Source organism: Streptococcus sp. 27098_8_12, assembly GCF_041432115.1.
Classification (GTDB): Bacteria; Bacillota; Bacilli; order Lactobacillales; family Streptococcaceae; genus Streptococcus; species Streptococcus parasanguinis_V.
The window spans coordinates 58,314-82,779 of the sequence record NZ_JAPVZA010000002.1 but is presented as its reverse complement, the minus strand read 5'-3'; the positions used below and the strand labels follow the sequence as shown (position 1 = coordinate 82,779).

23 protein-coding genes, 1 tRNA gene, 1 other RNA gene and 1 pseudogene are annotated in these 24,466 nt (G+C 42.3%); 14 read left to right on the top strand and 12 right to left on the bottom strand.

All coding sequences use genetic code 11. From position 1 onward, the window contains the following. Positions 1–597: 597 nt before the first annotated feature. The 3 genes from O3629_RS01190 to O3629_RS01180 all read right to left on the bottom strand — a co-directional run bounded on the left by O3629_RS01190 (position 598) and on the right by O3629_RS01180 (position 3,223). Positions 598–1,203, bottom strand: a complete 606-nt coding sequence (locus O3629_RS01190) for a DUF1269 domain-containing protein (protein ID WP_037611158.1) — start codon at positions 1,201–1,203, stop codon at positions 598–600. 773 nt (positions 1,204–1,976) lie between these two features. Then, positions 1,977–2,492 (bottom strand): DUF308 domain-containing protein, encoded by a 516-nt coding sequence (locus tag O3629_RS01185; RefSeq protein WP_037611159.1) that lies wholly within the window; start codon positions 2,490–2,492, stop codon positions 1,977–1,979. A gap of 218 nt (positions 2,493–2,710) precedes the next feature. Then, the gene (locus O3629_RS01180) at positions 2,711–3,223 is read right to left on the bottom strand and encodes a helix-turn-helix domain-containing protein (protein WP_024052628.1); all 513 of its coding nucleotides are present in this window, start codon (positions 3,221–3,223) and stop codon (positions 2,711–2,713) included. Between the two features lie 207 nt (positions 3,224–3,430). On the opposite strand from O3629_RS01180, the gene O3629_RS01175 reads away from it, so the two are divergent. The 4 genes and pseudogenes from O3629_RS01175 to O3629_RS01160 all read left to right on the top strand — a co-directional run bounded on the left by O3629_RS01175 (position 3,431) and on the right by O3629_RS01160 (position 5,977). Continuing rightward, positions 3,431–3,613 (top strand): hypothetical protein, encoded by a 183-nt coding sequence (locus tag O3629_RS01175; protein ID WP_082901105.1) that lies wholly within the window; start codon positions 3,431–3,433, stop codon positions 3,611–3,613. A 45-nt stretch (positions 3,614–3,658) separates the two neighbouring features. Further along, entirely contained in the window at positions 3,659–4,636 is a 978-nt protein-coding gene (locus O3629_RS01170; protein ID WP_371608593.1) for a replication initiation protein, read from the top strand. 11 nt (positions 4,637–4,647) lie between these two features. Continuing rightward, positions 4,648–4,836, top strand: a complete 189-nt coding sequence (locus tag O3629_RS01165) for a DUF3173 domain-containing protein (protein ID WP_000369785.1) — start codon at positions 4,648–4,650, stop codon at positions 4,834–4,836. A 1-nt stretch (position 4,837) separates the two neighbouring features. Beyond that, a pseudogene (locus O3629_RS01160) lies at positions 4,838–5,977 on the top strand (tyrosine-type recombinase/integrase). Between the two features lie 86 nt (positions 5,978–6,063). Here the strand turns inward: O3629_RS01160 and O3629_RS01155 are convergent. The 3 genes from O3629_RS01155 to O3629_RS01145 all read right to left on the bottom strand — a co-directional run bounded on the left by O3629_RS01155 (position 6,064) and on the right by O3629_RS01145 (position 7,672). Then, positions 6,064–6,136: transfer RNA gene (locus O3629_RS01155), tRNA-Lys, on the bottom strand. 5 nt (positions 6,137–6,141) lie between these two features. Next, a non-coding RNA gene (ssrS, locus tag O3629_RS01150) (6S RNA) lies at positions 6,142–6,334 on the bottom strand. A gap of 66 nt (positions 6,335–6,400) precedes the next feature. Next, the gene (locus O3629_RS01145) at positions 6,401–7,672 is read right to left on the bottom strand and encodes a replication-associated recombination protein A (RefSeq protein ID WP_371608592.1); all 1,272 of its coding nucleotides are present in this window, start codon (positions 7,670–7,672) and stop codon (positions 6,401–6,403) included. Between the two features lie 114 nt (positions 7,673–7,786). On the opposite strand from O3629_RS01145, the gene O3629_RS01140 reads away from it, so the two are divergent. The 7 genes from O3629_RS01140 (at position 7,787) to dtd (ending at position 14,283) form a co-directional block, all read left to right on the top strand. Next, complete coding sequence (locus O3629_RS01140; protein WP_003009881.1) at positions 7,787–8,257, top strand: DUF3013 family protein; 471 nt, start codon at positions 7,787–7,789, stop codon at positions 8,255–8,257. Between the two features lie 12 nt (positions 8,258–8,269). Further along, positions 8,270–8,710: an NUDIX hydrolase gene (locus O3629_RS01135; protein ID WP_371608591.1), complete on the top strand. Its 441-nt coding sequence runs from the start codon at positions 8,270–8,272 to the stop codon at positions 8,708–8,710. Continuing rightward, a complete protein-coding gene (locus tag O3629_RS01130; RefSeq protein ID WP_371608590.1) occupies positions 8,707–9,180 on the top strand; it encodes a GNAT family N-acetyltransferase in 474 nt (157 codons plus the stop codon). Before O3629_RS01135 ends, O3629_RS01130 begins: the two co-directional genes overlap by 4 nt. Before the next feature lie 137 nt (positions 9,181–9,317). After that, positions 9,318–10,268 (top strand): 50S ribosomal protein L11 methyltransferase, encoded by a 951-nt coding sequence (gene prmA, locus O3629_RS01125; protein WP_371608619.1) that lies wholly within the window; start codon positions 9,318–9,320, stop codon positions 10,266–10,268. A gap of 1 nt (position 10,269) precedes the next feature. After that, positions 10,270–11,013, top strand: coding sequence for a 16S rRNA (uracil(1498)-N(3))-methyltransferase (locus O3629_RS01120; RefSeq protein ID WP_371608589.1), 744 nt, complete (start codon positions 10,270–10,272; stop codon positions 11,011–11,013). A gap of 162 nt (positions 11,014–11,175) precedes the next feature. Beyond that, entirely contained in the window at positions 11,176–13,395 is a 2,220-nt protein-coding gene (locus O3629_RS01115; RefSeq protein WP_371608588.1) for a bifunctional (p)ppGpp synthetase/guanosine-3',5'-bis(diphosphate) 3'-pyrophosphohydrolase, read from the top strand. 444 nt (positions 13,396–13,839) lie between these two features. Next, positions 13,840–14,283, top strand: coding sequence for a D-aminoacyl-tRNA deacylase (gene dtd, locus O3629_RS01110; RefSeq protein ID WP_151379110.1), 444 nt, complete (start codon positions 13,840–13,842; stop codon positions 14,281–14,283). Positions 14,284–14,304: 21 nt separating this feature from the next. Here dtd and O3629_RS01105 read toward each other — a convergent pair whose 3' ends face one another. Then, positions 14,305–14,958 carry a metal-dependent transcriptional regulator gene (locus O3629_RS01105; protein WP_371608587.1) on the bottom strand — a complete coding sequence of 218 codons (654 nt, stop codon included), beginning with the start codon at positions 14,956–14,958 and terminating at the stop codon, positions 14,305–14,307. A gap of 124 nt (positions 14,959–15,082) precedes the next feature. On the opposite strand from O3629_RS01105, the gene O3629_RS01100 reads away from it, so the two are divergent. Continuing rightward, complete coding sequence (locus O3629_RS01100; RefSeq protein WP_061455732.1) at positions 15,083–16,108, top strand: DUF3114 domain-containing protein; 1,026 nt, start codon at positions 15,083–15,085, stop codon at positions 16,106–16,108. Positions 16,109–16,142: 34 nt separating this feature from the next. Here O3629_RS01100 and tpx read toward each other — a convergent pair whose 3' ends face one another. From tpx to O3629_RS01080, 4 genes are all read right to left on the bottom strand, one after another. Next, complete coding sequence (gene tpx, locus O3629_RS01095; protein ID WP_049491046.1) at positions 16,143–16,637, bottom strand: thiol peroxidase; 495 nt, start codon at positions 16,635–16,637, stop codon at positions 16,143–16,145. Between the two features lie 78 nt (positions 16,638–16,715). Further along, positions 16,716–17,645, bottom strand: coding sequence for a metal ABC transporter substrate-binding lipoprotein/fibrin-binding adhesin FimA (gene fimA, locus O3629_RS01090; protein ID WP_371608586.1), 930 nt, complete (start codon positions 17,643–17,645; stop codon positions 16,716–16,718). 11 nt (positions 17,646–17,656) lie between these two features. Next, complete coding sequence (locus tag O3629_RS01085; protein ID WP_003004302.1) at positions 17,657–18,499, bottom strand: metal ABC transporter permease; 843 nt, start codon at positions 18,497–18,499, stop codon at positions 17,657–17,659. Beyond that, on the bottom strand, positions 18,496–19,218 hold the full coding sequence (locus O3629_RS01080; protein ID WP_023919584.1) for a metal ABC transporter ATP-binding protein: 723 nt from the start codon (positions 19,216–19,218) through the stop codon (positions 18,496–18,498). The genes O3629_RS01085 and O3629_RS01080 overlap by 4 nt, the downstream gene beginning before the upstream one ends. A 192-nt stretch (positions 19,219–19,410) precedes the next feature. Here O3629_RS01080 and O3629_RS01075 point away from each other — a divergent pair, with 192 nt between their 5' ends. Continuing rightward, positions 19,411–21,306, top strand: a complete 1,896-nt coding sequence (locus O3629_RS01075; protein ID WP_371608585.1) for a M13 family metallopeptidase — start codon at positions 19,411–19,413, stop codon at positions 21,304–21,306. Positions 21,307–21,710: 404 nt separating this feature from the next. After that, positions 21,711–22,802, top strand: a complete 1,092-nt coding sequence (locus O3629_RS01070) for a glycerol dehydrogenase (protein WP_031574902.1) — start codon at positions 21,711–21,713, stop codon at positions 22,800–22,802. A gap of 315 nt (positions 22,803–23,117) precedes the next feature. Here O3629_RS01070 and O3629_RS01065 read toward each other — a convergent pair whose 3' ends face one another. After that, complete coding sequence (locus O3629_RS01065; protein ID WP_371608584.1) at positions 23,118–24,440, bottom strand: DUF1958 domain-containing protein; 1,323 nt, start codon at positions 24,438–24,440, stop codon at positions 23,118–23,120. Positions 24,441–24,466: the final 26 nt, after the last annotated feature.

Below are 24,466 nucleotides of genomic sequence, written 5' to 3'. Positions count from 1 at the left end.
ATTATAACGATGTGTTAGATAAAAGCGAGCTTTGTCATGAAGCTCGCTTATTTGTATTCATAAAAAAGTGAGCTAAGTACTCTTAAGACAAGCAAAAAAGCCTTGGTTTTCAAGGCTTTTTCCTGTTGATTTAGATGCCCCCTACATGAATTTGTATGAATTTTTCATATTGAAAATAATCAAAAATGTTGAAATATAAGTTATTTTTAGAAGATACTTGGAGCGTTTTTAAATATAATTATTTCAAAATGGGGCAAAAGTGGGGCAAAAACGAATGACTCACATTTGGTTAGAAAACCTATAATACCTATATATGTTGACCCTCGTATCCAGACGAACCATAACTCTATAAGCTTTGATTCAGGAGACCAGTGTACCTATGATAAATCATCAGTGCCTATTATTAGAGAATATAGAAAAGTCATGTAAATTAGCTACAAATTTACATGACTAACATAAAAAGCGAACAAACAGAAGTTTAAGTGCCAGAAAACTCCGTTTGGTCGCTTTTTTATTAATTTAAACCATTTATTTAAATAGCTTAATAGTAAAGATTTTCAAAAATCGAAATCTTTTTACCTCAGTCTCTTCAGTCTGTTAATTTTTTTTCGAAAATTTCTCTTTAATATTAGCTTTCAATTTATCAAATTTTTCACGACGAGCTTCTTTTTTATCCGCAATTAAGCGAGCTTTAGCTTGATGCTCTAAATCTTCTTGAATTTTGAGAGCTGACTCTATCTCTGCCGCAACAGTAGCGACATCCCATCTAGCAATGTCAACCTGATACTTTTCAAAAATAGCATTTAAAACAGATTCATCATTTTCTTGTACAAGTGCAATAATAGCTACTTCGCCATTAGTCAACTTTTTACTAACGGTTGTAATTAATGCCGAATTGATCAATTCTTTGTCTGAACCAACGGAGGCGCCAATTGCTCCACCAGTAGCAAAACCAAAGAGAACACCTAGTGGTCCACCTAAAATTCCGATTAAACTACCAATTAATCCGCCTTCGAAATAATCATCTCCTAGGGAATTCATCAAGTCAAAGCTATCTTTGACGTTAATAACACCATTTTCAGCTTTTACAATTGAAGCCTGAGCTAATTTTGTATTTTCAGTTTGAACAAACTGTTTTAATTCTGAAAAGGCCTGAAAGGCTTCACTTTCAATATGAAAAATTGAGACAACAACATTTTCCATGGGCTTACACTCCTTTATTACTTTATAGAGATAGAATAAAATCTCCTATATTGTATAATAGTACAAAATACTGCTATACAAGGCGAATTGTAGCATACAATAATCTTTTATGTAATATACAATATATTACATAAAAGATTAAAGTTTTATTACAAAACTTATATTCTATAAATTAGGCAATTTTAAAATTTTGATTAAAAAGAAAGATTTAGATAGAGCTGTTGGTAGACTTAGGAAATTTTAAGAACATGCATTAGTTAAATTAAATGGTTCTTTTCAATTAAGTTTTAACTTCTATCTGGTAAGTAAAAGGAAAAATAATACCCGTGGTGCTAGTTAAACTCAAAATACAAGAAAAGCCTAAAAGGACTATACTGTAAATGATAAAACAAAACAGGAGGATAGTCCAAATGAGCCACTTACATTAGTCCTGTGAAATACAGAACTAAATCCTTCACTTAAATTACTTGTCTAACTTTTTGGGGTAAGTACCAACAGTGCTTTTTTTTTGTTGAAATCGCAAAGAATCTAAGCTTTCTTTTTGCAGATAACATTCGCTCTTTTATTTTCAGTATGATTGAGTCGATGCCCCGTTCTCGACCGGTTATTATTGCAACTTATCGAATGCTAGAGCACTATGCCATCACTTTTTGGAAGAATACTTAGAGCAATTCTACGTAGAATGGAATGCGAAAAAGTGATAATTAAAGAGACGAAAAAGCTGAGAATATGATTTCCCAGCTTTTTTGAATGCGATAGAAATAGCAACTAGACTATTTACGAAAGGCCTCAATAATGTAGGTGAAGCCAGTAACTAAAAATGAAAAGGCAATGACATAAACGACAAAGACACCTGTAGCCACTGGATTGAACAGAATCACTAGACCTAGTAAAAATACAAGCAAGGCTACCCACGTGATATTGCTACCAATAATAGGGAAAATCAATCCTAGACGTTTGCCTTTAAAGAAAGCAATAATGGCTTCTACAATTAACCAAATTCCTACAATGGTCGGAATGACGACCGGCAGGGTCACAAAGCCATAAGCAACGAGGTAAAGAGCTAAGAGAAGACTAACAAACCCTTGGAAAAGATAAACAGGTGAGCGAAGCTCTTTTGGTGCAGAGAAATAGCCTAAAATAGCTGCTATAGAAGAAACCAGTAAATCAAATGCAATCCACCAGCTGTAAGCAACAAGATTAGCTACTGGGTTTGTAAATAGGAAAAGTCCTAAAAGGACAAAAACAACTCCTGCAAGGAATAGCAGTAAACGATTAGAAAATTTCATTTCAATCCCCCCTATATAGTATAGTCTGATAATAAAACTATTATATTTATTTTTATAGAAAATGTCAATAAAATAAATAAACAATTTGGAAGTTTCAGTCTGACTTACAAAAAGAAAAGGAGTTTCCACTCCTTTTCACAGATTGAAGACAAAGTCCTTATAAAAGTGTCTTCTAAAGATTTTAACTTCAATCTGAAGCGAGGTTATCCTCGCTTTTTCTATTTATCAAACAATTCCTTATTTTCAATCAAGAGTTCTAGTGGAGATTTTTCTCTTGCTACAATAAAACCAGGTTCATATTGAGTATGAAATGTTCTTTTCTGAGAAGTTGGATCAATATACAACTCATCTCCATCTTCTGTGTATAGTTGGTTGCCTTTTGTTAGATAAAGTAAATCCTCTAAGTGCTGTCCATAAGTATGTAGGAAATGTTCGATGTATTTGACAGCTTTTAAGATCTCACTTACTTTGTCAGAGTATTCATTCGATTCAAGAACACTCTTTTCTAACTCAATTTCTTTACTAGTTCCAAATAGTTGGGTTGGAGTTGCATTAAAATATTCTGCTATCTTATCCAAATTTGCAAAGGTAGGATAGCTTTTTTGTTTTTCGTAGTCAGAGATGGATTGTTTACCGATTCCTAAATCTTCCGCAAGTTGAGTTTGACTTACTCCTTTTTCTATGCGTAGGCGTGCCAAATTGGGTCCAAAATTTTGAATAATAAAGGTCATGGGAAACTCCTAATTTTATTTTTAACTTATTTTATCACCTATAAACTTACAAATCAAGTTTTTAGTTGACTATCCAAAATAATTTTTATAAAATATATTTATAACTTATAAACAAGTTATAAACTATACAAAATGGTTCGTAAGTTTAAGGACAGTGAGTGAGGAGGAAGTTGAGGGCGAGACTATGACTTATGACTATTCGAAGCCTTGGAGCTAGAAATTGTGTGGACAAGGTCAAGGGACGAGCCTGACGGGAAGTCAGGCGAAGTCCTGCAGACTGTCGTCCATACAATTTCTAGCCAAGCAAAAGCTGGCTATTCTAACAGCCAGCAAAAAGGTACACTTAGGACAACGTCCAAAGAACGACGGAACGAGCAAACGTTGATTTGACGGTGTTTCTGAGGCCTAAAAAATCTAAAAGAAGGGGGGACAATTTTGTTGGTTTCTATACAAGATTTAAGAAGCATTCAAGAACGATGTGATGTAGGAGAATTAGTACAGAGGTTAGATGTCAGTATCGATAGACTAACGGTTATCTGGGATACAGACACTGGTTCTCTAAGACGGATTTTCAAAAATCTGAAACAGGCAATAAGTACAAGAGTTGATTCATTTGAAATATATGATAATGTTCGAGATGATGTCTTTACTTTAGCTAAAGTTTTTAATGAGTATGATTCGATCAATATTATATTTTTTCAATTATCCATTTATGGAGGTGAACAATTGATTCGGATTGATTTCAATCCTAACACTTTAAAAGAATTTGATGGAATGAAAGTATGGAGGCAATTAATGTACTTTGCTAGATTGAATTCATTGACGGTACGTTTGTCTCGTTTTGATTTGGCATTTGACATTTTCAACAGGCCTGAGATCGTTAATTTGCAACATATTAAAGGTGGTGTTACCCATAAGGTCTTCTATGGTCGAGGGGGTGAATTAGAGACGAAATATTGGGGTTCTAGCGGTAGTAATGTACAAGTTAGGTTATATGATAAGAATAAAGAAATCATTGCTCACAAGCGCGATGAGAAGCTAGATTTGGCTGTAAATCCGTTTTGGTGGAGACTGGAATTCCAACTTAGAACCAAAGCGATTGGTGAGGAGATGGTCCGAGATGTTATGAATCGACTTGATAATTTCGGATTTTATAAGCTAGAACATATTCGAGTGGAGCAAAGAGCATTTACAATTATCTTTCTCAACAATCCTGAACTGTTATCATTGGCTTTTCCAAATTTAAAATCAGACAGCATCAAAAAGAAAAAAACAAGAGTCCGCAAACTATTGAGAGAAGAAACGAACCAATTTGCGGAAGAATTAAAAGAAGTATTAATACAGAATCTCCCTAAATTAAATACAGAATTACAACTACTTGTAGGTGAGTTTCTGAATTTAGAAAATAAATAAGGAGGATAACTATGGACAATAATTTAATTAGTAACAAAGAATTAATTGAAATGGGCTATCGCCCTCATACAGCGAATGATATCATTCATCAGGCGAGAGAATTACTTGTATCACGAGGCTATACGTTTTATAATCGCAAACGTTTGATGGTTGTTCCCAAAAGTGTTGTAAATGAGATTCTAGGAACAGAGGTGGCGTAATATGGCAAGTGTTCGTTACCGAAAGCGAGGAGATAGTAACTTATGGACCTATGAAATTCGTAACAAAGGAAAAACTGTTGCTCATAATAGCGGTTTTAAAACAAAAAAACTTGCAGAGTCAGAAGCTGAACCGATTCTGCAAGAACTTCGTTTAGGAAAAAGAATTTCTAGAGATATTTCTCTTGTAGATCTATATCAAGAATGGCTTGAACTAAAAATTCTACCGAGTAGTAGGTCGGAAGAGACAAAGAAAAAATATCTTCTCCGTAAAAACACAATTGAAAGATTATTTGGAAATAAAAAAGTCACTCAAATTCGTGCGAGTGAATACCAAAGAATAATGAATAAGTATGGGCAAACAGTTGGTAGAAATTTTCTTGGTAGATTGAATACTGGGATTCATCAGAGCATCCAAATGGCAATTGCTGACAAAGTTCTAATAGATGATTTTACACAACATGTCGAGTTGTTTTCATCCAAAGAACAACAGATGACAGAAGAGAAATATTTACATACAGAAAAGGACTATCTGGATTTACTTTTAGCAGTAAAGAGAAAATTCGATTACCAACGTTCAATTGTTCCTTATATCGTCTATTTTCTATTAAAAACAGGCATGAGGTTTGGAGAGTTAGTAGCGTTAACTTGGAATGAGGTTGATTTTGACAGAGGATTGTTAAAAACATACAGGAGGTATAATACTCTCTCTCATAAGTTTGTTCCACCAAAAAATAAAACGTCTATTCGGATGGTTCCGATAGACGAAGAATGTATTAAGATATTACAAGTCCTAAAAATTGAACAGGAGAAGGCTAATAAAGAGCTAGGAATCAAGAATAGGTATAAAATGATTTTTTAGCATTATGGATATATTCACTTGGTACCAGATATTGCAAGTGTCAATAAAGCTTTAAGTGTTCTTTTAAATGAATTAGATATTTATCCAATTATCACGACAAAAGGAGCACGTCATACCTATGGAAGCTACCTCTGGCATAAAGGATTTGACCTTGGCGTTATTGCAAAAATTCTAGGGCATAGAGATATTTCAATGTTAGTAGAAGTATATGGACACACTTTAGAAGAGAAAATTTTTGAGGAATTTAATCAAATCAGAGATGTCTGGAAAGATTGCTCATAAAAAAATGTGGGGCAAATGATGGGGCAAATCAGTTATAGACAAGCAAAAAAGCCTTATAAAACAAGGCTTTTTCCTGTTGATTTAGATGCCCCCTGCAGGGCTCGAACCTGCGACCCATAGATTAAGAGTCTACTGCTCTACCAACTGAGCTAAGGAGGCAAATATAAAAAGCTGTATTGGTGCCGAAACTTCACGATTTGTATTGAACCCGCGCAATTAAGCAGGTGGGCAACTCGCTCTGACTTAGCTGCTTCCGCGTGAAACGGCCTGCATACTGCCAGAAGTCTTTTGTTTCCCTAATAATACAAAAAATAGTCGGTCAACACTTAAGTGTGAAGTCGTACACCACAGCGTTTCTATATGTATATGATACCACATTTTGAAAATATTTCAAGGGAAAATCTCAATTTTTTGAAACCGATGTCACTTTTTCTTGAATTGCTCAATCTTCTCCTTGGTGGCTCCGAGAGCACGCTCGTACTTGCCATTTTCATTGGGAATAAAGTAGGACGCGTGTTTGAGCTTATCTGGCAGGTAGTCCTGCTTGACCCAGTTGCCAGGGTAGTTGTGGGGATATTTATAGTTTTGCGCATTTCCCAGCTCCTTGCTTCCGGCATAATGACCATCGCGGAGGTGGCGAGGAATAGGAAGGTTGCCAGAACTTCTAAGATCAGCTAGCGCCTTATCCATGGCAACGTAGGCTGAGTTAGATTTAGGCGAAAGGGCTAGATCGATGACGATGTTGGCGATGAGAATGCGGGCCTCAGGAAAGCCGATGCGCTCAGCTGCTTGAAGGGCTGTTACAGTATGGATCTGCGCATCTGGATTGGCTAGACCGATATCCTCATAAGCGATGACAGTCAAGCGACGAGCTAGGCTGGGTAGATCTCCGGCTTCGATCAAACGAGCAGCGTAGTGGAGACTGGCATCGACATCCGAACCGCGGATAGACTTTTGTAGGGCAGAGAGCACATCGTAGTGGCCGTCTCCATCTTTGTCCATGGTGATGTAGCTGCGCTGGAGGCTGTTTTCCATGATCTCTAGCGTAATATGGCGGATCCCTTCTGCATTTTCAGAAGTCGACAGGACCGCCAGATCGAGAGAATTAAAGGCAGAGCGAAGATCTCCATTGGTTGAGGTAGCGATGAAATCCAAAGCGTCCTCATCGAGCACGATTGGAAAATCAAAGCCACGCTCGGGATCATCCAGCGCCGTTTTCAGAGCTTGCTTGATCTCCTCCGTCGTCAATGGTTCCAGCTCAAAGATTTGTACGCGGCTACGAATAGCGGGTGTGACAGAGAAAAAGGGATTTTCAGTTGTTGCACCGATCATCATGACCAGACCGCTTTCGAGCAAAGGCAGGAGAAAATCTTGTTTGGTTTTATCAAGGCGATGGATTTCGTCCAAAAGAAGGACTAAGCCACCAGAAAATTTGGCCTCCTCTGCGATTTCTTGGAGGCGTTTTTTACTGTCAACTGTTGCATTAAAGGTCCGAAAGGCATACTTAGTGGTTCCTGCGATCGCAGAAGCAATACTGGTCTTTCCGATCCCCGGAGGTCCATAGAGAATCATAGAGGACAGACGATTGGCTTCGACCATGCGACGAATGATTTTGCCTTCTCCGACCAGGTGCTGTTGACCGATGACTTGATCGATCGTCCGTGGTCGCATACGGAGTGCGAGATTGTCGGGCATTTCCTTCTCCTTTCTAGCTTTGTCTCCTTTCAAAGAGGCGTTTTTTATGGTAAGATTGTAGTAACTATTGTATCATATTCCGCTCTAAGAGTGGGAATTTAGAAAGAGGACGCTATGTCTAAATACGGATTTTTGGATGTTTTAGAAGAGGAGATGGACAAGGTTTTTCCCTTTGATTTTGAGATCAATTGGGATAAGAAAAACCATGCGGTAGAAGTGGCTTTTCTCTTGGAAGCACAGAATACGGGAGGGGTTGCACTGGTTGATGAAGCTGGCGAAGAGTCTGATGAGGATATTTTCTTTGAAGAAGCCGTGCTCTTCTACAATCCAGCCAAGTCTCATGTGGAAGAAGATGCTTATTTAACAGCGATTCCTTATGAGCCTAAAAAAGGCTTGTCTCGTGAGTTTCTAGCCTATTTTGCGACTTTCCTTCGAGATACAGCTGAGCTGGCCTTGGATGAGCTCATGGATTTCTTAGCAGACGAAGAAGCAGAGAGCTTTGAGATCGTATGGAACCAAGAAGTTTTTGAAGAAGGCAAAGTTGGCCTGGAAGAAAGCACCTTTTATCCCTATCCAAGATATTAGGAGGGAAAGCTCATGCTTGAGGATTGCATAGAAGCACGGTTCGAATTTACGGGTTGTAAAATTGCCTTGATTTGTGATAGGCAAATTTTGACCATCTTGCGCGATGATAAAGAAACGATTCCTTACCCTAATATGTGGGACTTGCCAGGTGGGGGTCGGGAAGGAAATGAGACCCCTTTTGAGTGTGTGGCGCGTGAGGTTTATGAGGAATTGAACATCCAACTATCTAAAGAGGAGGTCATCTGGTCTTGGATCTTTCCTGGCATCTTGGATGAGAAGAAACAGTTTGTTTTTCTAGTTGGAAACCTATCACAAGAAGAGTTTGAACACATTGACTTTGGAGATGAGGGACAGGGCTACAAGTTAGTGAGCTTTGAAGAGTTTTTGGCCTCAGATCGGGTTGTTCCACAATTACAAGAACGCGTGAGAGATTATGTGGAGGAAAGTTTATGATAAGACTTGAGAGAGCAGGGGCGGAAGATTTAGAAACCATTATTGCCATTCAAAGAGCCAGTTTTAAGGCAGTTTATGAAAAATACAAAGATGAATATGATCCTTATCTGGAGGACCGTGAACGAATCAAATGGAAACTGGCAGAGCGTCCCAATAGCTATTACTACTTTGTAAAAAAAGATGAAGAAAACATCGGATTTTTACGAGTTCAGACCAATGAAGAGTTAACGGAAGCTTGGTTAGGGACCGCAGCGATTCTGCCTCCGTATCAGGGAAAAGGGTATGGATCTAAAGGTTTGAGCTTGCTGGAAAAAGAATTTCCAACCATCACACAATGGGATTTGTGTACGGTGTTACAAGATGCAGGCATGGTCGCCTTCTACGAGAAGAATGGCTACCATCAAACCCATATCGAGCCTGAAAAAGAAGGCATGGATATGGTCTACATGAAAAAATTGATAGAGAAATAGAAAGGACGGTTCGGTTAAATTTCTAAACTGAACCCACCCTAAACACTATGCCAAAAAGATAAACTTCTCATAGACACAAGTGTCTTCAGAGAGTTTCCTATTTTGGCTTTGTGTTTTACGGGCTTGGTATCTTAATGATGGAAACATGGCAAGAGTTAAAAGTTACAGTCAAGCGTGAGGGAGAGGAGCTGGTCTCCAACCTCTTGATTGAATTAGGCGCCCAAGGGGTAGCGATTGAAGACAGCATGGACTATGTGGGGAATGTCGACCGTTTCGGTGAGATTTTTCCTGAGGTCGAGCAGCAAGAAGAAATCGTGGTGACGGCCTACTACCCGGAGACGGTCGATGTAGCTGCGGTTGAAGCGGACTTGCAGGCTCGCTTAGCAGAATTGACAGACTTTATGGATCTGGGTGAGGTCAAGATGGGGACGACTGCTCTGGCTGAGGAAGATTGGGCCGACAACTGGAAGAAATACTATGAACCAGCTCGCATTACCCATGATTTGACCATCGTGCCGTCATGGACAGACTATGAGGCGACGGCTGGAGAAAAGATTATCAAGCTAGATCCTGGTATGGCCTTCGGAACTGGAACGCATCCTACGACTAAGATGAGCCTCTTTGCCTTGGAGCAGGTTCTTCGTGGTGGGGAAACGGTGTTAGATGTGGGGACAGGTTCCGGTGTCCTTTCTATTGCTAGCTCACTTCTGGGTGCTAAGGAAATCTTTGCCTATGATCTGGATGATGTAGCGGTTCGAGTTGCTCAGGAGAATATTGAACTCAACCCTGGCATGGAAAATATCCATGTAGCCCCAGGTGATTTGCTCAAAGGTGTGGAGATTGAAGCAGATGTTATCGTGGCCAATATCTTGGCGGATATCCTCATTCATCTGACGGATGATGCTTATCGCTTGGTCAAGGACGAAGGTTACCTGATCATGAGTGGCATTATCAGGGACAAGTGGGACATGGTCCGTGAGTCAGCAGAAGCAGCTGGATTTTTCCTTGAAACCCATATGATCCAAGGGGAATGGAACGCCTGCGTCTTCAAGAAGACCAAGGATGTCTCCGGTGTGATTGGAGGCTAGCATGCAGCAGTATTTTGTAAAAGGCTTGGCTAGCTCACCAGTCACCATCGAGGACAAGGAAACCAGCAAGCATATGTTTCAGGTTATGCGCCTAAAAGAAGAGGACGAAGTTACTCTAGTCTTTGATGACGGGATCAAGCGCTTGGCGCGCGTGGTCAATGTAGAAGCCCGTCAGTTGGAGCTAATCGAAGAATTAGCTGATAATGTGGAACTGCCAGTCCAAGTGACCATCGCATCAGGCTTTCCCAAGGGAGACAAGCTCGAGTTCATCACTCAGAAAGTAACCGAACTCGGTGCTAGCCAGATCTGGGCCTTCCCTGCAGACTGGTCCGTTGCCAAGTGGGACGGCAAGAAATTGGGTAAAAAGGTCGAGAAACTAGAAAAAATCGCCCTTGGAGCAGCCGAGCAAAGCAAGCGGAATTTGGTCCCAAGTATTACCCTTTTTGAGAAAAAGGCAGACTTTCTGGCTCAGTTAGAACAGTTTGATCGGATCGTGGTGGCTTATGAAGAGTCGGCTAAAGAAGGAGAGGCAGCAGCTTTACTTCAGTCTCTGACCGGATTGCAAGCTGGAAGCAAATTGCTCTTTATCTTTGGACCAGAAGGTGGTTTATCTCCTGCAGAAATTGAAAGTTTTACAGCTAAAGGAGCAGTCCTTGCAGGACTTGGGCCTCGCATCCTACGAGCAGAAACAGCACCACTCTATGCTCTCAGCGCCGTGAGTGTTGTTACAGAATTAATGAACTAACGAAGTGAAGAAATCGCTTCGTTAGTTTTTTTACAAGAATGATGAAAGCAAGGTGGATCCCAGAATGATCTTCGAGAAGTATCCGTATATTAAAGTAGCTTCATTGGTTCCCATCTGCTGCTAAAAGTGTTAAAATAGTATCCAAGAAACTGGAGAAAATACATGCCGAAAGAAGAGAATTTAACAGGGGACCAAGTCATTGCCCTTACAAAAAAATATTTATCACCTGAAGATGTTGCTTTTGTGCAAAAGGCTTTGGTCTACGCGGTTGATTGCCATAATGGGCAATTCCGTCAGTCTGGCGAGCCTTATATCATCCACCCAATTCAAGTAGCAGGAATCCTTGCCAAGCTGAAACTGGATGCTGTGACGGTCGCCTGTGGCTTTTTGCATGATGTCGTGGAAGATACGGATGCGACTTTAGATGATTTAGAGCGCGAATTTGGTCATGATGTGCGCGTGATTGTCGATGGGGTGACCAAGCTCGGGAAGGTCAAGTACAAGTCCCATGAAGAGCAGTTGGCGGAAAACCATCGCAAGATGCTCATGGCCATGTCTCAAGATATCCGTGTCATTTTGGTCAAATTGGCAGACCGCTTGCATAATATGCGTACCCTCAAGCATTTGCGCAAGGATAAACAAGAGCGCATTTCGCGTGAGACCATGGAGATCTATGCACCGCTAGCCCACCGTCTCGGGATTTCCAGCGTCAAGTGGGAGCTTGAGGATTTGTCCTTCCGTTATCTGAATGAAGTCGAATTCTACAAGATTTCGCATATGATGAAGGAAAAACGTCGCGAGCGAGAAGAGTTGGTCGAAGAGGTTGTCCACAAGATTGAGACCTATGCTGGGGAACGCCATCTGCATGGGAAAATTTATGGTCGACCAAAGCATATCTATTCGATCTATCGCAAGATGCAGGATAAGAAGAAACGCTTTGATGAAATCTATGACTTGATTGCCATCCGCTGTATTTTGGATACTCCAAGTGATGTTTATGCTATGCTAGGCTACATCCATGAGCTCTGGAAGCCAATGCCGGGGCGTTTTAAGGACTATATTGCCAACCGGAAGGCCAATGGCTATCAGTCTATCCATACGACTGTATATGGCCCTAAAGGACCGATTGAATTCCAGATCCGAACCAAGGAAATGCACGAAGTTGCTGAGTATGGGGTTGCGGCTCACTGGGCCTATAAAAAAGGCATCAAGGGTCAAGTCAACAGCAAGGAATCTGCTATTGGGATGAACTGGATCAAGGAGATGATGGAACTCCAAGACCAGTCAGGCGATGCCAAAGAATTTGTTGAAAATGTAAAAGAAGACATCTTGGCAGAAGAGATTTACGTCTTCACACCAGATGGAACCGTACGCTCGCTTCCGAAAGATTCCGGACCGATCGATTTTGCCTATGAAATCCACACCAAGGTTGGGGAAAAAGCGATTGGTGCCAAGGTCAATGGCCGGATGGTGCCTCTTAATACCAAACTTCGGACGGGAGATCAGGTGGAGATTATCACCAATGCCAACTCCTTTGGTCCAAGCCGTGACTGGCTGACCCTTGTTAAAACTAGCAAGGCGCGCAACAAGATTCGTCAGTTCTTTAAAAATCAAGACAAGGAATTATCTATTAACCGTGGTCGGGACCTCTTGATGGCCCAATTCCACGAGCATGACTTGGTAGCCAATAAGTTCATGGACAAAAAGCACATGGACAAAGTGCTACAAAAATCAAGTTACAAGACAGAAGAAGCCTTGTTTGCGGCGATTGGTTTTGGAGAGATCGGAGCTATTACCATCTTTAACCGCTTGACGGAGGATGAACGCCGGGAAGAAGAACGGGCTAAGGCACGCGCAGAAGCAGAAGAGCTAGTCAAAGGTGGCGAGGTCAAGGTTGAAAATAAAAAAGACACCTTGAAGGTCCGTCACGAAGGTGGCGTGGTTATCCAAGGCGCTTCTGGGCTCTTGATTCGGATTGCTAAGTGCTGTAATCCAGTTCCAGGTGATGAAATCGTCGGCTACATCACCAAAGGACGCGGTGTTGCGATTCACCGTCAGGACTGTATGAACCTACGTGCCCAAGACAACTACGAGCAACGCTTGATCGATGTAGAATGGGAAGATAACAATACGACCAAGGACTACATTGCTCACATCGATATTTACGGACTCAACCGTGCCGGACTTCTGAACGATGTACTACAAGTCCTCTCCAATACAGCTAAGATGGTCTCAACCGTCAATGCCCAACCAACCAAAGACATGAAATTTGCCAATATCCACATTTCCTTTGGGATTCCAAACCTGTCTATGTTGACAACAGTTGTGGATAAGATTAAGAGTGTGCCGGAGGTGTACTCTGTTAAGCGTACCAACGGCTAATCGGCTGCTCAGTTATCTTTTATTGCTTCGTTAGCTCGCCTCGCCGTACTTAAGTACTGTCTTTGTCTCGCTGCCTCGCACTAAAAGCAACTGAACAGCCTTTACTTTTCAGATAGTATGCCTGCGTCTCACTGCCTTGTCTGATGTCGATTTTCTTTGAAGAAGCTAGGATGTGCTCAGAACTCTTTTATTGCTTCGTTAGCTCGCCTTGCCGTACTTCAGTACTGTCTTCGTCTCGCTGCCTCGCACTAAAAGCAACTGAACAGCCTTTGATTTTTAGATAATATACCTGCGTCTCACTGCCTTGTTTGATGTCGATTTTCTTTGAAGAAGCTAGGATATGTTCAGAACTCTTTTATTGCTTGGTTAGCTCGTCGTCTGTGGTTGACGTTCTTTCAAGGTTAGCAGTGAATGCTCGATAGATTTATAAAATAGGATAATAAAATGAAATTAGTGATTCAACGGGTCAAGAGTGCCTCGGTTTCCATTGATGGTCAAGTCTACAATGCGATCCAGCAAGGCTTGCTGCTCCTAGTAGGTGTCGGTCCAGATGACGATCAGAAAGATTTAGATTATGCGGTTCGAAAGGTATCGCAGATGCGTATTTTCTCAGATGAGGAAGATAAGATGAATCTTTCGGTCAAAGATATTCAAGGAGAAATCTTGTCGATCTCTCAATTTACCCTCTTTGCGGAGACAAAAAAAGGCAACCGTCCTGCTTTTATAGGGGCTGCCAAGCCAGAGATGGCCAGTCAGTTATATGATGCCTTTAATGATCAATTAGAAAAAGAAGTCCCTGTCAAACGAGGGATCTTTGGAGCCGATATGGCGATTGAATTGATCAATGATGGTCCGGTGACGATTTTACTAGATACAAAAAATCCATAAGTAAGAAAACATGCAGTCGGGTTAGACTGCATGTTTTTCAATATAGAGTTGTTGGGCGATCACTTGGTTGATAGAAATTTCTTGTTCATGGATAACTAAGTGATAGAGTCCTGTGTAGTCATCGTACCGTTGAAACGCGATGGTATCACCAATTTGGAGATGGATCTGGTCTAAGAATTTTAGCAATTCATAGGTGTCATAGACTCTTTGCAGAATATACAGACCAGGCTCAGTCGTTTCACTAAGACGGTCTTGGTAGGCTTCGACAAGCCTTTCACCTTTCTTTGGAATTGTCCCACCATGAGGGCAGGTCTTAGGATTTCCAAGCATGTGATCCAGCCGGTCGATGAAATGTTCAGAAACGGTATGCTCGAGAACTTCTGCCTCTTCATGGACTTCTTCAGTTGTGTAGCCAAGATTTTTCAGCAGAAATACTTCGATCAAGCGGTGCTTGCGGTAGAGATCAGAGACCAACTGCGATCCTAGATCCGTTAGTAGATACCCATGGGTCTTATCCTTCACCAAGAGACCCTCTGAGATCATGCGCTTAATCATCTCGGTCACAGCGGGTGGAGAGACCTGCATGCGACTCGCGATTTCCTTGTTGCTAATTTTTTCTACTTCTGTGCCAATTTCATAAATGCACTTGAGGTAATCTTCTTTGTTTGGTGTCATGCTTTCCTCTTTTCTTCGCTCACTTCTAGTATATCAAAAATCTCCTCAAAAACGCTAGTGGAGTAATGAGAATTGTCTCAAGCTCCAAAAGATGGTAGTATAGAAGCATAGAAAGGACGGCACTATGAACAGACGGGAATTAGTGAGATTAGGCTGGAGAGAGAGTAGTTTAGCCTATCTAGAGAAGCACTTGCAGGGATTGAAAGATCCACAAGCCTACCAAGAACAATACCAGTCTGTCTTTTTCTTTGCCAGTCCTCTGTTTCAAAATATGTGGTTTCAAGAGATCAAAGATCTAACGGAAACGGCTGCCCAAGACTTGCTGAGGGGAGTCATGAAAATTCTTCTTATGCCAAGTGACCTGTCCGGAACTTGTGAAGAAACAGCCTTTCTTCTGAGTAGGATGGCTCCAGATTGTCCGCCAGGTTCCGACTTTTGGAAGGCTTTTTCACACGTCGTGCAAATCGCCTTTGAAAAGGATCCCTTAGCAGATCAGTCGGGAGATCAGCTCTTGAAACGCCAGGTTCACCAGTTACGCTACCTACTTTCAAGTTACCAAGCCCAGTGGATTCGGACGCATGAGGCCAGAGCTGGACAGACTGACGAGGAGGCCTTACAAGCTTACCTACAGGAGGCTAGAGCGGTCACGGTGGATGCTTATGCGGCTGCTCGCCTTCACAATAAGGTCTCCCTAGGGCCAGATGGTCACCTTCATTATCCATCAGGGACCTCCCAACAAGTCAATTTCAAGGTCTTGTTAAATTTCCATACGGAGTATATTCTCGATCAAGCCGGGCGTTTTCTCAATGAAGTCGATCCAGTAGAAGTTTCTGAAAATGGCATTGTCAATGGGGCTAGTTTTAACTACGGGCTGGCTAGGGGACGGACCCATAAGGACTTAGATATTGACCCCGTCAAAGCTTGGGATCCAGCCTTTCGCAAGCATGTCCTCTATCAGCAAGATGTTCGCTATCTAGCCCCTAAAAATGATCGCAGTGTCGAAGGCTACTGGAGTCGAAAAGGAGTCTTTGCACAAGGAGGCAAGAGCTACAAGCAACAAGTGGCACAGCGCGTGCGGAGTTTCCTCAGAGGCATCCCTCGCTTACGCTGGCGCGTCCTCCTACAGAATGGGCTTCATCGGATTTTATAGCAATGGAAAAGAGGTCGCAGACCTCTTTTTTCATTTATCCAAGCGCATTGACGGCTTCGATTGCAGCGTCGTAATTTGGTTCGCTGTTGATATTTTCTAGGTATTCAACGTAAGTAACCTTGTTATCCGCATCTAAGACCAAGACAGCACGCGCAAGTAGGTGCCATTCATTGATCAAGAGGCCGTATGCTTTCCCGAAGGAATGGTCGTAGTAGTCTGAGAGCATGATGGCATTGTCGAGCCCTTCAGCAGCGCACCATTTACCTTGAGCAAAAGGAAGGTCGACAGAGACCGTCAAGACGACAGTGTCTTCCATATCCGATAAGGTTTGATTGAAGTGACGTGTTTGAGTGGAACAGATACCAGTGTCAATAGATGGGATGATGCTGAGGACTTTTTTCTTGCCAGCGAAATCAGCTAAAGATTTCTTCTCAAGAGCTGGAGTGATCAATGAAAAATCATGGGCCATTTCCCCTACTTGAAGTTGAGATCCGGTAAAGGTCACAGGGTTTCCTAAAAATGTTGCCATAAAAAGACTCCTTTTTTGTTTTTATTGTACCGCAATACCGGTGGAGGGACCACTGATTTGTTTAGAAATCTGAATGGTCTACTGACTCAATCCTTCTGCGATCTTGTCTAAGTTCCACTTCATCATGCTGTAGTAGCTATCGCCCTTTTCTCCTCCTTTGGCAATCGAGTCAGTGAAGATCTTTGCATAGATCGGGATATTGGTATCTTTAGACACAGTTTTCATAGGACGTTCATCGACGCTAGATTCAACAAAGAGGGCAGGCACCTTGGTTTGCCGGAGCTTTTCTACCAGCGTTTTGATTTGGTCAGGTGTGCCTTCTTCTTCCGTATTGATTTCCCAGATATAGGCGGATGGGACGCCGTAGGCTTTGGAGAAGTATTTGAAGCAGCCTTCGCTGGTTACAATCATCTTCTTCTCTTCTGGGATATTGTTGAATTTTTGTTTGGCTTCTTGGTCGAGCTTGCTGAGTTTTTCAGTATAGGCAGCTAGATTTTTTTCGTAGAAGTCCTTGTTTTTGGGATCTTTTGCGATCAATTGTTTGGCAATGTTTTTAGCGTAGAGGATCCCGTTTTCGAGATTGAGCCAAGCGTGAGGGTCTTCTTTTCCAGCTTGGTTTTGGCCTTCCAAGTAGATGACGTCGACTCCGTCGCTAGCTGCGAAATAGTCTTTGTTTTCAACTTTATTGGCATTTTTGACCAATTTAGTAAACCAAGCATTGCCACCGGTTTCGAGGTTGATCCCGTTGTAGAAGATGAGGTCTGCTTGCGAAGTCTTTTTGACATCTTCTGGAAGCGGTTCGTACTCGTGAGGATCTTTGCCGACAGGAACGATACTGTGCAGCTCGATCTTATCCCCAGCTATATTTTTGGTGATATCTGCAAGGATGGAGTTGGTGGTGACCACTTTCAATTTATCAGAAGCTCCAGAAGAAGAGCCTTTGCTACAGGCCAACAGACCAAATAAGAGCGCCACAAAGAGGGCGAGGATAGAAGTGAATTTTTTCATGGTTTTCTCCTTTAATGAGATGAAAGAGCGTGCTTATTCTTTCTCTGCTTAGGAGCGATAAAGAAGCTGATGAGAAAGAAGACAGCAGAAGTGAGGACAATACAAGACCCGACGGCGATGTTTAAGCTATAGCCAATAAAGAGTCCCAGGATGGATGCAAGAGCACCTAATCCGGATGAAAGGAGCATCATGGACCAGAGACTATTGGTATAGAGATAGGCCGTCGCAGCGGGTGTAATGAGCATGGCGACGATGAGAATGGTTCCGACACTCTGCATAGCAGTGACAGAAACCAAGGTCAAGAGCACCATAAGGAGGTAGTGATAGACCTTGACCCGGACGCCCATGGATTGAGCCAGAACAGGATCAAAAGATGTGAGCAGTAAGGGTCGAAAGAGTAGGACAATCACCAGCAAGACCGCAGCACCAACACCGATGGTTATCCACATATCCCGGTCTTGGACGGCCAAGATATTCCCAAAGAGGATGTGGAAAAGGTCGGTGGAACTTTTAGCGACTCCAATCAGGATGACTCCTAAGGCGAGGAAAGAAGAAAAGGTAATCCCAATTGCAGTGTCGCTCTTGATGATGGAGTTGCTCTTGATATAGGTGATAAGGACGGACGCCAGGAGGCCAAAGACAATAGCGCCAATAAAGAAATTGATGCCCAGGATAAAGGAGAGAGCCACACCAGGAAGAACTGCGTGTGAGATAGCGTCTCCCATGAGAGACATGCCTCTTAAAATAATGAAGCATCCAACGGCTCCAGCGACAATCCCGATGGCGATGGCTGTGATCAGGGCATTCTGTAAGAAGTGGAATTGCTGTAATCCATCGATAAATTCTGTAATCATCCGACGCCACCTCCTATAAAGAGTTCATGCCCATAGGCTGCATGCAGATTTTCTTTGGTAAAGGTTTCCTCTGTTTTCCCAAATGCAATCAGTTTACGATGAAGGAGGAGGACCTGGTCGAAATAAGCTGGGACCTTGCTGAGGTCGTGATGGACGATCAGAATGGTCTTGCCTTCTTGTTTCAAGGTCTGGAGGGTCTGCATGATGATGTCTTCGCTGACAGAGTCAATCCCTGCGAAGGGCTCATCCAAAAAAATGACATCCGCTTCTTGGACCAAGCAGCGGGCGATCAGCACCCGTTGGAATTGCCCTCCTGAAAGCTGGCCGATCTGGCGATCCGCTAGATCAAGAAGATTGACAAGTTTCAAGGCATTTTCCACTTTTTGGAGATCTTCTTTGCTTTTTCTCTTGAAGATAGAAAGGTGGGGATAAAGACCCAGTGAGATGCACTCTCTCACCGTGATGGGAAAGTGGAAATCAATAGCGGATTTCTGTTCGACGTAGGCCACCCGTTGAAGAACTTGGCTGAGATCTTTTTGATCGAGCTGGACCTTTCCCGCATGAGGGAGAAGTCCTAGCATGGCCTTGATTAGGGTTGATTTTCCAGCCCCATTGGGGCCAAGAATGCCTAGGATGGTTGGACCCTGGATGGTGAGGGAAAGATCCTCCAAGGCCAGTGTTTGCTGGTAAGCAACACTGAGATGTTCAATTTGAATCATGATTTTGCTCCTTTACCATTAATATACATGAATAAAAAAATTAAGTCAAGTTAATTTTTGAAATAATTATACACGAATAAAAAGTTAAGTCAAGTTAATTTTTAAAATAATTCAACTTAAATCTCTTGAAATCATTGAAAAAAGTTCCTATTTTTGATAAGGTTATTACAAAAGAATGAAAGCGAGAAGATCATGGTACGTTTACAAGATGATTTTTATGATTACGTCAATGGGGAATGGGCTGAGACAGCTGTGATTCCTGATGACAAACCGTCAACTGGTGGTTTTATGGACTTGATCCAAGATATCGAAAACTTGATGTTGGATATCACTGGAAAATGGCAACGGGGAGAAGAGCTGCCTGAAGACAGCATTCTGCAAAACTTCGTCAAATACCACAAAATGGTGGCAGATTTTGATGCGCGAGAAGCAGCCGGTGTCGCTCCAGCTATGCCTTTGATCAATGAAATTAAGGCTCTGTCTTCTTTTGAAGACTATACCAGCAAGTTGGGTACCTATGAACTAGCTGGCAAACCAAATCTCATGCCATTTAGCGTGTCACCAGACTATATGAATGCTCAAATGAATGTCTTGTGGGGAGAAGCGCCGGCTCATATCTTGCCAGATACGACCTACTATGAAGAAGGCAACGAAAAAGGACCAGAATTGCTGGCTATCTGGCGCCAAATGATGGAAAAACTCTTACCTAAATTTGAATTCTCAGAGGCAGAAATCAAAGATATCCTGGATAAGGTCATTGCGTCGGATGCAGAATTGGCCAAATATATCTTGTCAAATGAAGAAAGATCCGAGTACAACAAACTCTACCATCCTTATGAGTGGGCAGATTTCAAGGCCTTGGTTCCAGAATTGCCACTCGATACTTTCTTTACAGAAGTGATCGGACAAACTCCGGATAAAATCATCGTTCCAGAAGAGCGTTTCTGGAAGGAATTCGCACCAACATTCTATTCAGCAGCCAACTGGGAAACTATTCATGCAAGATTGAAACTCGGTGCAGCCGTAGATTGGACTTTATTCTTGACCGAAGAAATCCGTGTCTTGGCTGGTGAATATAGTCGTACGATTGCAGGTGTTCCAGAACCTCGTCCAAAAGAAAAGGCGGCCTTGTCATTAGCAGAAGTACCATATAGCCAAGCGCTTGGACTCTGGTATGCGGGAGAAAAATTTTCACCAGAAGCAAAAGCAGATGTAGAGCATAAAGTAGCGACCATGATTGACGTCTACAAGGAGCGCTTAGAAAAAGCAGACTGGCTCGCTCCTGAAACTCGTGAAAAAGCCATTGTCAAACTCAATGTCATCACACCACATATCGGCTACCCTGAAAAATTACCAGAAACATACGCCAAAAAGATCATCGACGAAAGCAAGACCTTGGTTGAAAATGCTCAAGCCCTTTACGAAATTTCCATTGCCCATACTTGGAGCAAGTGGAACCAACCAGTCGATCGGAGCGAATGGCACATGCCAGCTAATATGGTCAATGCCTACTATGATCCGCAACAAAACCAAATCGTCTTCCCAGCAGCGATTTTGCAAGCACCTTTCTATGACCTTCATCAATCGTCATCAGCTAACTACGGTGGAATCGGTGCAGTCATTGCCCATGAAATCTCCCACGCCTTTGATACCAATGGCGCTTCCTTTGACGAGCACGGTAGCTTGAAAGACTGGTGGAAGCCAGAAGATTACGAAGCCTTTACCGCTCGCACGCAAAAGGTCATCGATCAGTTTGAAGGGCAAGACTCTTACGGTGCCAAGATTAACGGGAAATTGACCGTTTCTGAAAACGTAGCAGACCTAGGTGGTATCGCTGCAGCCCTTGAAGCAGCGAAGAAAGAAGCAGACTTCTCAGCAGAAGAATTCTTCACTAATTTTGCTCGTATCTGGCGCATGAAAGCTCGGACAGAGTACATGCAACTCCTCGCAAGTGTCGATGTCCACGCACCAGGAAAACTCCGCACCAATGTCCAATTACCAAACTTTGACGAATTCTTTGAAACCTTTGATGTCAAAGAAGGCGACGGCATGTGGCGCGCACCAGAAGATCGTGTGATCATTTGGTAAATCAAGATACTAAGCCCGTAAAAAAAGCGAGAAGAAAATAGGAGATTGACCATGTGGGCCATGCCCACCAGGCAATCTCTCTTTTTCTCGACGCTTTTAGGGCGAGTTCAATTTCGTGATACTCGTTTCGTTGATCAAAGGAAGTAGTCTCGACTTCAGTTAAGCCATTGATTGATTTTCTCAATACTTGTAAAAAAATAAAAATCCCCAAAGTCAAGTTTCAACCTACTGAAACTAGCTTTGGGGATTTTTGATAATAAGATTCATCAAATAAAAACGAAGCGCTTCCAATAACTGCGTGAACAGATAAATTTAATTGAGTGGTGCCTTGTATAATTCTTTGAATTTCATAGAAATAAATGCTACTATAGGTGTGAACTAAATAAATTTTAAAGGAGCAGACTATGAGAAATTTTGCAAGTCCGTCACGTTACATTCAAGGTGAGAATGCCTTATTTGAAAATGCACAATCTATTTCAGAATTAGGGAATCACCCTGTTTTGCTATGTGATTCAGTGGTCTATGATATCGTAGGGAAGCGTTTTGAAGAATACCTTGGTCAAAATGGGCTCACGGTTTTGCCAGTCTTCTTCAATGGAGAAGCTTCTGACAACGAAATCAATCGTGTGGTTAGTCTGGCAGAAGAAAATGGCTGTGATTTGGTCATTGGACTTGGTGGAGGAAAGACCATCGATAGTGCAAAAGCTATTGCTGATCTTCTAAAATCACCAGTTGTGATTGCTCCGACCATCGCCTCTACAGATGCTCCCGTTTCCGCCTTGTCGGTTATCTATACGGATGAGGGTGCCTTTGAGCGCTATATCTTCTATTCTAAGAACCCAGAATTGGTCTTGGTGGATAGCAAAGTGATCTCTCAAGCACCAAAACGTTTGCTCGCCTCTGGTATCGCAGATGGATTAGCGACTTGGGTAGAAGCGCGTGCGGTGATGCAAGCGAATGGAAAAACCATGTTGGGTCAACGACAAACCTTAGCGGGTGTCGCCATTGCACAACGTTGTGAAGAAACCTTATTTGCAGACGGTCTTCAAGCCATGGCTGCTTGTGAAGCCAAAGTTGTAACACCTGCTCTTGAAAACATTATTGAAGCTAATACCCTTCTCAGTGGTATTGGATTTGAAAGTGGGGGATTAGCTGCTGCCCATGCCATCCATAATGGCTTTACAGCCCTTACTGGGGACATCCACCATTTAACTCACGGTGAAAAAGTAGCCTACGGAACGCTCGTTCAATTGTTCTTGGAAAACCGTCCGAAGGAAGAATTGAATAAATACATTCGTTTCTATCAACAAATCGGTATGCCAACAACTCTGAAAGAAATGCATCTTGAAACTGCAAGTTATGAAGATCTTCTCAAAGTTGGTCAACAAGCCACCATCGAAGGAGAAACCATCCATCAAATGCCATTTGAGGTGAAGGCTTCTGATATTGCCCAAGCCATCGTAGCAGTAGATGCCTATGTTCAAGGTTTAGACTAAATCAATATCTGTCATTCACAGATAATGTAGACAAACTGATTTTTTACATCAAACAAACTAATGGATGCCTAAAAAATTAAAATTAGATACTTTTTAAGGCTCATTAAAAAATACTTAGGAACTTTCCGCCGTGAGAAAAGTGCCTGAAAACAATTGTTTCAGGCACTCGGGAGTTTTGAGACCTTAGGCTCAAAACTAAGTCATGGAACTTCTTCGAAGTTCGCTGACGTCCGTACTCACCTAAGGAAAGTTTCTAAGATGGCTTTGTCGACAAACCAAGAACTCCCATACCTTATGGTAATGGGAGTTCTTTTCCTATTTTCTTCTTTTTGGATCGGTTTGTTTAAAGATCAGGTATAAAATTCCGGCAGGCAAGAAGCAGAAGAGCCACATGGCATCTAGTCCCTTGCTTTTACTGCTAGAGTTTGTTGCTTTAGAATCGCTCACGGCCATTCCCGCTTTAATACTTGGAGATACCTGTTGCAAGCCGTTCTGGACGACTAGGCGGTTATTTTCTAGTTTTAGCGCTGGCTTCGTCCCCTTCTTAACGGTCGCATAGAAGTCTTGCTTCAAGTGAATGGTCTTCCCGTCGATGGTATGATCGCCTGCAGAGAGGATTTTTTTATACTGGTAGTCTGCGAACATTTTCTCAGCCAAGGTATTCCCGATTTGATTGCGGTAGCTTTCGGCGATCTCGACATCGTAGTTCCCAACCCCCAAAATCACTTCGATAATCCGTTGTTTACCCCGCTTGGTAGTCGCGGTGTAGTTGTAGTCAGCAGTCGGGCTGGATCCGGTCTTGAGTCCATCTGTTCCTTTGAGGGCGAACTTTCCACCTTCGAGGGAAGTGTTGTAATTATCGTAGCTTTGCTCGTAAGGGGTTCCTTCCATGATGGTGGTGTGAGCTTGCTTGGTGTATTCCAGCATTTCTGGCAGGTCGTTTACAATGTGATAAGCCAGAATAGACATGTCTCGCGCTGTAATTTCGTTATTGGCATTGACATCGTAGCGCTGAGGATTGTAGTAGCCCTGAAGGACCGAAATCATTGCCCCATTTGGATTGTGCCATTTGGTATGGCTCATCCCCATTTCTTGTGCGTACTGATTCATTAAGTCCAAAAACTTATCGGGATCATTGTCCGTAACAGCGTTTGCGAGCATAATCACAGCTGCGCTAGAAGATGGGACAAAGAGCATCTTGATCAATTCAGATACCTTATAGTCCACACCAGCTACAATAGGTGAGTTACTTAACAAATTGTTTTCTGAAATAGCTTGATCAGCCTCTGTTGCTGTGACCACGGTATCGTATTTGATCTTACCTTCTTTGAGAGCCCGAAAGACCACATAGGCACTCATGAGCTTGGCCATGCTGCCTGAGTCCCGGACCGTGTCGATATTGTCTCCGTATAGGATGGCTCCAGTATTGGCATCGATGACGATGTCGGCCTTAGGCTTGTAAAAATCATCCAATACCAGTCCAGCATCGGCTGCGATTTTCATGACATCTTCTTGCTGATAGATATCGTCCGCAAAAGCAGTAGAGATAGGACCTAATGTCAAGACTCCTACAAGGAGGGACAAGAGGCTGTGTTTTAGTTGTTTGTGTAAATGTCTCCCGTTATTCATAAATTCCATTATATCATACAGGTTAGGGATTAAAA